This is a genomic window from Chloroflexota bacterium (assembly GCA_016219275.1).
In the GTDB taxonomy this organism is placed as follows: Bacteria; Chloroflexota; Anaerolineae; order UBA4142; family UBA4142; genus JACRBM01.
The window spans coordinates 1-2997 of record JACRBM010000079.1 but is presented as its reverse complement, the minus strand read 5'-3'; the positions used below and the strand labels follow the sequence as shown (position 1 = coordinate 2997).

At 56.6% G+C, this 2997-nt stretch carries 3 protein-coding genes; all 3 read right to left on the bottom strand.

The window, feature by feature from the left end; all coding sequences use genetic code 11:
- Positions 1-147 precede the first annotated feature (147 nt).
- On the bottom strand, positions 148-381 hold the full coding sequence (locus tag HY868_21985) for a hypothetical protein (protein ID MBI5304821.1): 234 nt from the start codon (positions 379-381) through the stop codon (positions 148-150).
- Positions 382-383: 2 nt separating this feature from the next.
- Complete coding sequence (locus HY868_21980; GenBank protein ID MBI5304820.1) at positions 384-1496, bottom strand: cytochrome bc complex cytochrome b subunit; 1113 nt, start codon at positions 1494-1496, stop codon at positions 384-386.
- Positions 1497-1727: 231 nt separating this feature from the next.
- Positions 1728-2756 (bottom strand): FtsH protease activity modulator HflK, encoded by a 1029-nt coding sequence (hflK, locus tag HY868_21975; GenBank protein MBI5304819.1) that lies wholly within the window; start codon positions 2754-2756, stop codon positions 1728-1730.
- Between the last annotated feature and the right edge of the window lie 241 nt (positions 2757-2997).

Below are 2997 nucleotides of genomic sequence, written 5' to 3'. Positions count from 1 at the left end.
GGGTGCGCACGCATCGCCGTCGGTTTCGGATGCACACACGCTCCGTCAAACAATCCAACGCTCAACTCAAGGATTTGGTGCGTCGTTGGAAAATGCTCCCGGCGGACAACGCGCCCAAGTGAGTTTTGCGGTATTGCGAAAATACGCTTAGCCATGATCATCCCTCCTTACCGCGGTCAATCGCATGATGCGCGCTAGCACCAGCATTGAAAAGCTGAACACAGATGCAGAGATGATGAAACCGAACGCGTTCGACAAATTTCCGCCACCCGCGACAAAAACCATTGCCGTTTGATATGCGAGACCTCCGCTGAGTGTCGCAATCACAACCAGCGCAAGAAACGTCAGCGTGAACCGATTCACCGAGGTGACCTTGGTCACCGTCAACCTCCCGTCGTGTGCGTCACCGGTACGGTGAACCACGCGTACACGATGAGCGCAGCGAGAATGACGAGCACGAGCGCGCCCGCGATCAGCCATCCGCGTCGTTTGCTCGACGCGAGCCAGGGACTGCGATCCAGGAATGGCACGAGCACGAGTAATCCGAAGAAGACAATGCTGCCGTACAAGATGCCTGGCACGCCGAATACATTTTCCAGCGGATAAAGCCACAAGAACATCCACGGGGGCTTGGTCACTTCTTCGCCCGGCACAGCTTTGAGTCCGAGTGGCGCGGAGACAAAGAACGAGAGTACCGCGACGGTTGCAAACAAAATCAAACCAAAGCCAATCATTCGCCGCAGATGCATGTCAAAGTGACTCATCCCAAAGGGACTTTCAGTCTTTTGATTCGCCGGATAATCGTCGCCGGCGCGCGCGTTCTCTGTCGGCTTGGGCGAAATCTTGAGCATCTTGACGAGAAACAGATGCACGGCGACGAGACCCAGGAAGATGAATGGCAAGAGCGTGATGTGCGTCGTATAGAGCCGCGTGAGGAGCGGGACACTGCGCGTGAATTCGGATGAAAGCCACACACCCCACACGCCGAGCAATTCACCGATCTCCTTGTTATGGGATAGCGCCTCACTCGCTTCCTGATCCCACTTGAGAATCGTCCCCGTGAAGGCAAAGCCCAAGGTGATCGCGAGCAAGCCCACGCCGACGAGCCAGTTGAATTCGCGCGGGCGCTTGAAGGAGGCGGTGTAGTAAATGCGTATCATGTGCAAGAGCGCAGTGACGACGACGAGATTCGCCGTCCAGAAATGGATGCTGCGAATAAAATCGCCGAACGGCGCTTGCGTGATGATGTACACCACGCTGTCGTGCGCCTCGCTGGGATGCGGATGGTAGAACTGGGTGAGCAAAATGCCAGTCGCAAAGAGGACGACAAAGCCAACGAGCGTAATCCCGCCGAGGGTGTACGGAATGGTGTTGGCGTATTCGGGCACGGGATATGCGAGTGCGTGCAGCGCGAGCCGTTCATCCAGCGCGCGCCACAGTTTGTTCCAAAACGTTTCGGCTGCCGTCTTCGGCAGAACTGATTGTGCTTGAGCCATCGTGACTCTCCTTTCCAGGTTTTCACAATCAATCCATCATCAGGTTATGCTGTGACGTTGTGCTTAGAATAATCCTTCTGCTCTCATTTGGCACGCGCTAAAACACCGATTAACAACACGCCATTCGTCTCATCCGCTAACAGGTCTCAAGTCTAGGATGTGGCTGGACGTGAGACCTAGCCGTTTTCACGCGCCGCTGCTTTTCCGAAGGTCAGATGTTTTCTCCAGAGTTTATTGAACGATGCGAATGTTTTGCGTGCGCGGATCGATGACGTACTTTTTGACTTTGCCCAACACTTGCTCCATCGTTTCGACAAAATAACGATAGCGGGTGACATCCGTAGACGCGTTCGCATTGCGCGAAGCGAGTCGATATTCCTTGAGCACGTCCCCGAATCGCTGCGCATCACCTTTGGCGCGATTCGTGACCTGGGCAACGTAGCCGACCGCTTCCTGGTTGATCCGCTGCGCGTCGCCGCGCGCTTTCGGCAAAACGCTGTTCGCGTACCCTTGAGCATCGTTGATCGTCGCTTCTTTTTCTTCGCGCGCGCTCGACACGTTGCGGAACGCGTCCGCGACTTCTTTCGGCGGGTAAACTTCCTGCAAGTTGACGCTGACCAACTGCAAGCCGCTTTGGTAATTGTCGAGCGCTTTTTGCGCGTTGGCGAGGATCGCGCGCTGCAAATCGGGACGCCCGGTCGTGAGCAAATCGTCCACCACCGACCGACCGCCGAGGGTCACGATCACATCGCGCACCGTGTTGCGAATCAACGTGTTCGCGTCATAGTCCACGCGGAGAACGTAATCCGCCGGGTCTTTCACGCGATACTGCACGATGACTTTGACACTGACGATGTTTTCATCGCCGGTCAGAATTTGCGGTTCCTCGGCTGGGTGCAGCGCGACTTCATGCTCGGGTGGACGCAAGCCGATGCCCTCGCGCCGGATTTGCGAAACGTTTACCACGTCCGCGCGCTCGATGGGCGACGGTAAGCGATAATGCAAACCCTCGCTCACGCGCCGTTGAGTCACTTGCCCGAATCGCCGCACGACCGCTTCTTCACCTGGGTTGACGATGTAAACGCCGGAGAGAAGATAGAGTGCGACGACGATGCCGAGCGCGATTTTGCCGAGGTGCGGATTGCGCGCGAGATGACCGAACGCCGCGCCGATGTCGGCGAGCGCGGTCGCACCTGCACCGCGCGTGAGGAATCCGTGCAGCGCGCCAATGACGCGCGATAGTAACGCGCGTGTAATCATAAATGCGCGCGACGGTTTGCTCTCGCGCGGACTGTCCTCGTTTTGCGAATCTCTTCGAGACCTTTGGTCAGTTGAATTAGGGTTTAGTTCATCACTCATGACTAGCAGTTTGTCGGAGAGGAATCGCGAAATGCCTCCTCCCCGACCCAAGATCGCCAAATTTCTTTCGCAACCTGGGTCTCAGCGGGCTTTCTGTCGTCGTGCAGGCGCGCGAAAACTGCGCCGACAATTAGTCGGCCAT